A 4,919-nucleotide genomic window follows, 5' to 3' on the forward strand; every position below is an offset into this window, starting at 1 on the left:
CGGACGCCGCGATACCTATGCTGAGACTCATCTCGCGATCGCCTCACTCGTCTCCGACCGATCCGCGCAACGGGCCACCCACCGCCGCACAAGCACCGAACTGGCCCTCGTCCGCGATACCGCCCGCTGATCACCCACCAGCCGAGCTGCCAGGCCAGCACGCCCGAAGCTCAATTTCTCCCGAGACCGTTAGAGTGGCCGCCATGAGTGATCGTCCCGGACCTCAGACCGTGTCACCGGTGCTGCTGGGTGAGGGTGGCGGCGAGGGCGACTGGCTGCCCGTCACCGCGGGCGAATCGGGAGCCGCCGTCTTCCGCAGTGCGGACGGCACCCGGTACGCCAAGTGCGTGGCGGCAGCGGACGCAGCCGACCTGAAGGCCGAGCGCGACCGGGTCGCATGGCTGAGCGACCAAGGTGTCCCGGGGCCACGGGTGCTTGACTGGCACTCCGGCGATGCCGGCGCCTGTCTTGTGACCGGTGCCGTCTCCGGCGTACCCGCCGACCAAGTGTCCGCCGCAGACCTGCGAGCCTCCTGGGAACGCATCGCGGAAGCGGTTCGCGGGCTGCACGAGGTGCCTGTACAGCAGTGCCCGTTCCGCCGGGACGTGGACGGGATGGTCGCCATAGCGCGCGACGTCGTGACCCGTGGCGCGGTGAACCCGGAGTTCCTCCCCGTTGAGCAGCAGCACACGCCGGCCGCGGAGCTGCTGGCCCGCCTCGTCCCGCAGGCCGCGCGGCGACGGGACCAGGAGGCCGCCGACACGGTCGTCTGCCACGGAGACCTATGCCTGCCCAACATCGTCCTCGACCCTCAGACCCTGAACGTGTCGGGTTTCATCGATCTGGGCCGCCTCGGGCTGGCCGACCGCTACGCCGACCTGGCGCTGCTGCTCACCAGCGCGCGGGAGACATGGACGGACGAGGAGCGGGCGCGGGCCGCGGACGCGGCGTTCGCCGAGAGGTACGGCATCTCCCTCGACCACGACCGCCTACGCTTCTACCTCCATCTCGACCCACTCACCTGGGGCTGAGCGGCGGCAGGTCACACCCAATGCAGTTGCGTTGGGTGTTAGTACTGCAACCGCATCTGGAGAATGTGGCCTCGGCGTTTGTAGTGGGAGCGGCGGGCTCGGGCCTGGCTGCGTCGTCGGAAGCGTGACCAGTGCAGATGGTGCTCGTTGCTGTGACAGTGGCGCGTGACGACGATGTGGCCCATCAACCGGCGGATCTCCGGGACGCTGAGGGATATGAGGTCTTGCTCGTCGTCGAGAGTGCCCCTTTTGTGGCTTCTGCGGCGCGGACGGCGGTCAGGTAGGCGAGGGCGGCCATGGCCAGGGTGATGTGGCGATACCAGGCCCGGTAGAGCCGCACCTGGTAGTGGTCCAGACCGCACTCTCCCTTCGCGGTCTGGAAGCACTCCTCCACCGCCCACCTCGCGGCAGCCACTTTGACCAGGTCTTTCAGTCGGGAGGCGACCGGGCCGTAGCAGACGTAGTAGGCGATCTCGCTCGGGTCGCCGACGCTGCGTCGGGCCAGCACCCAGTGCCCGAAGCCGTTCTCCCAGTACGGGCGGATCACGACACGCGCCCAGTCGTAGATCCGCTCACCGTGCGCGCCGGCCCCGCCGGAGATCCGTTTCCACCGCTGGCGGGGCAGCGCGGCGACCAACTGGTCCACCCGCGCGTCCGCCCCGTGCGCGGTGATCACAGTGTCGTTGACCTTCGTGGCCAGCACGTGCGCGACCCGACGTTCCTCCAGCCACACTCGCAGGTGCTTGACCTGCCCGTATGCCTCGTCAGCGGTGACCCACGCGAACGGGACACCCGCGTCGATGGCGCGTTGCAGCATCCACTTGAAGTGCTCGTTCTTGGTCGCGAAGGGGACCTCGTCGTCGATCCCGGCCGCGCGGCAGCGGTCACGGTCATCCGTCCAGGAGACGGGGATGTAGAGCTCGCGGTCGATCAACGCCCGCCCCCTCGCGGAGGCGTAGGCCAGGAATGTTCCGATCTGGCTGTTCTCCGTGCGGCCAGCTGTGCCGGTGTACTGCCGCTGGACGCCGGCGGACTTGGCGCCCTTCTTCAGGAAGCCGGTGTCGTCGCCGATCAGCACCGCGTCCTTGGCACCGATGGTCTCCACGACGAAGTCCCGCACATCGTCACGGACCGCGTTCTCGTCCCAGTCGGAGTGGTTGAGCAGACGCTGGACGCCATCGGGGCGCAACTGCCCGACCTGCTCCGACAGCGTCCACCCGTTCTTCTTCTCAAGCGGCGCGAGCAACCCGTTCAGGTAGTCCGATGCCCGCTCGCGGGGCTCCGACCTGCCGAAACGGTGGGCGAACCGGGCATGGAACCCGGCTATCCCCTCGGACCACGACTCGACCTGCTCAACCGTCAACGATTCATCGCACAGTCGGAACAACGAGCCAATCCAGCACCTGTCACGGCAGATGCGGTTGCAGTATTAGGGCGCGTATCGAGTCGCGATCTCATTCCGAGACGTACCTCACCAGTCGTCGGTACAGCAGTCGCCCGGCCCGGCCCGGCCCAGCCCACCGACACCGGCCGGGCCGGCAGCCCACCTGCCGTGCCTGTCCCCTGGATAGGGTCACCGCATGACGCAGACGCTTCCGCCCCTGATCACCGAGGCCACGGCGCTGTCCGTCGCTGGAGCCGGGCTCCTCCGATACGAGGTGGGCCCGGCCCTGATCGGGACGGGGGCCGACGCGACCGTCGTCATCGTCACACCCGGGGGTATCCCGGGGGTCAGCGGCGTCCAGGACTCCACCAAAGTGCTCCTGCACGGGGACATGGGTCCGGCGCTGCATCCACGGTTCGAGTTCCAGGGCGCCCCGCCCACTCACCTCTTCGCCCGCCTGGACCAGGGCTGCCTCCCCCTCGGCACCGCGCGTTGCAGGGGCAGGGGAGGGCCGCCGGCCCACTTCGACCACGCCGTACTGGAGCTCGACCAACCGCTAAGCCGCGCGGTGCTGGACGCCGTCCGGCCGGCCCCGGCACCCGGGCCGGTACCCGGGGTGGAGTGGGTCGACCTCGTGGCGACGGATCCGATCCGGGCCCTGGAGTCGTTCGTCCTCGGCTGGTTCCCCACCGAGGAGACGGAGCCGGCCGAGGACGGGAGTACGGCGGGCGAACCGGGCAGCCTGCCGGAGGCATTGGCCGCCTTCCACCGCTTGGCCCGCCTCCGCCCGGCGATCCATAGGTTCCACGACCCGGTACTGAGGCAGCCCGAGCGCGCCTCCGGACCGCTCGGCGACCGGCTGGTCTTCGCCGTGCGGGACGGGGCCTCCATGGACTGGTCCATCCCGTGGCCACCCGAGGGACCGGACGAAGCAGATCCCCGCGTGTGGCACACCGAAGACCCCTATGACGCGGACCCGGAGACCATCCTCGAAGAGGAACCGCTGAGCCGCTTCCTCCTGCAGTTCACCCTCGTCGAAGCCCAGATTGCCGCCCCCTACCACGCGCGGACCTACTGCATGCCGACTGCGCGCCTCGACGCGCTGTGGAACATGCTGCGTCCCGTTCCGCTGAGTCCGTTCCTGCCGACCTATGAGGCCGAGAAGTTCTTTGTGGCCCCGGGACTGCTTGCGACGGTCAGCAGCGACGAGAACGAGGCGGTCGTGAGCTTCGGCGCGCTCCACCGCGGGACCCTGACGCCGCTGCTCGAACATGGGTTTCACTGGTTCCACTTCGACGGGTGAGGCACGGGGCGGGCGTGTATCGAGGCGTGGTCAACCTGCGAAATTCACCCTCGTGGCAGGGCCTGGAGCGGTAGATCCAGTCACATGACGCGAGTGCAACTGACTGAGGAGGAATGGGGGTTCATCGAGCCGTACTTGCCGATCGGCAGGTACGGCCCGTACCCCGAGCGACTGCGGCAGCAGTTTGAGGGTGTGATCTGGCGGTTCCGGACGGGAGGGCAGTGGCGGGAGATGCCGGAGGAGTTCGGCGCCTGGCCGACCGTCCACAACCGGTTCCGGCAGTGGAGGGATGCTGGCATCTTCGAAGCCCTGCTGGAGGGGATGATCGCGGAAGCCGCGAAGCGGGACCGAGTGGACTTGTCCCTGGTCAGTGTGGACTCCACCACCGTCCGAGCCCACCACGACGCCGCCGGGATGCACCTCGGCCAGGACGTCGTCACCGACCTGGAGAAGGCCGCTCCCGAGGAGGGGAAGGCCCGACAAAAGGGGGCAACTCGGAAGAACAAGACGGGCAGGATGCTAGAAATGACCCCAAGCGGGAAGAACGGCAACGAATCAGACGCCGCCGTAAAATCCGACTGAAAACCGCCCTCCTCGGACGCTCCAGGGGCGGGCAGACCAGCAAAGTCCATCTCGCCGCCGACCGGAAGTGCCGCCCGCTGGCGTTCGTGCTGACCGCGGGGCAGGCTGCGGACAGCCCGCAGTTCATCCCCGTGCTCAAGAAGGTACGTGCCCGCGGGCCCGTCGGTCGTCCCCGCACCCGGCCCGACGCGGTCGCCGGGGACAAGGCGTACTCGTCCCGCGGCAACCGCCTCTATCTGCGGAAACGCCGCATCAAGGCTGTCATCCCGGAGAAGAAGGACCAGGCCGCCAACCGCAAGAGGAAAGGCAACAAAGGCGGTCGACCTGTCAGTCACAGCGCCGACCTCTACAAGGAGCGGAACACCGTTGAGCGACTGATCAACAAGCTCAAGGCCTGGCGCGGCATCGCCACCCGCTACGACAAGACCCCGGAAGCTACCTCGCAGGTCTCCACCTTCGCGCCTCAATGATCTGGATCAAGGACCTCACGCGGACCGCCCCTTGATCACGACTCGATACAGGCCCTAGTACTCCAGCCGGACTTCTCCATTAGCGCTGGTCAACGGCTTGGGCGTGGAGAGTGTAGCGGGCTGGAATGGGAGTGGGACGGTCTTTGCCG

Annotated in this window: 3 protein-coding genes and 1 pseudogene; 3 read left to right on the top strand and 1 reads right to left on the bottom strand. The window is 68.1% G+C overall.

Features of this window, described 5'->3' with window-relative positions; all coding sequences use genetic code 11:
* Window positions 1-203 precede the first annotated feature (203 nt).
* Window positions 204-1,031 carry an APH(3'') family aminoglycoside O-phosphotransferase gene (locus tag ACFVV1_RS40610; RefSeq protein ID WP_390000614.1) on the top strand — a complete coding sequence of 276 codons (828 nt, stop codon included), beginning with the start codon at window positions 204-206 and terminating at the stop codon, window positions 1,029-1,031.
* A gap of 184 nt (window positions 1,032-1,215) precedes the next feature.
* Here ACFVV1_RS40610 and ACFVV1_RS40615 read toward each other — a convergent pair whose 3' ends face one another.
* Complete coding sequence (locus tag ACFVV1_RS40615; RefSeq protein WP_390000617.1) at window positions 1,216-2,394, bottom strand: IS701 family transposase; 1,179 nt, start codon at window positions 2,392-2,394, stop codon at window positions 1,216-1,218.
* Between the two features lie 217 nt (window positions 2,395-2,611).
* Between ACFVV1_RS40615 and ACFVV1_RS40620 the strand changes: the two genes are divergently transcribed.
* Together ACFVV1_RS40620 and ACFVV1_RS40625 are read left to right on the top strand one after the other, a co-directional pair.
* Window positions 2,612-3,718, top strand: coding sequence for a hypothetical protein (locus ACFVV1_RS40620; RefSeq protein WP_390000620.1), 1,107 nt, complete (start codon window positions 2,612-2,614; stop codon window positions 3,716-3,718).
* Window positions 3,719-3,802: 84 nt separating this feature from the next.
* Window positions 3,803-4,805: pseudogene (locus tag ACFVV1_RS40625) on the top strand (IS5 family transposase).
* The last annotated feature ends 114 nt before the right edge of the window (window positions 4,806-4,919 follow it).

It is taken from the genome of Streptomyces sp. NPDC058092 (assembly GCF_042884935.1).
Taxonomy (GTDB): domain Bacteria; phylum Actinomycetota; class Actinomycetes; order Streptomycetales; family Streptomycetaceae; genus Streptomyces.

Bases quoted from the DNA above. Each gene is read 5' to 3' on its own strand.
- ACFVV1_RS40610 (WP_390000614.1), top strand. From the start codon at position 204: ATGAGTGATCGTCCCGGACCTCAGACCGTGTCACCGGTGCTGCTGGGT.
- ACFVV1_RS40620 (WP_390000620.1), top strand. From the start codon at position 2,612: ATGACGCAGACGCTTCCGCCCCTGATCACCGAGGCCACGGCGCTGTCC.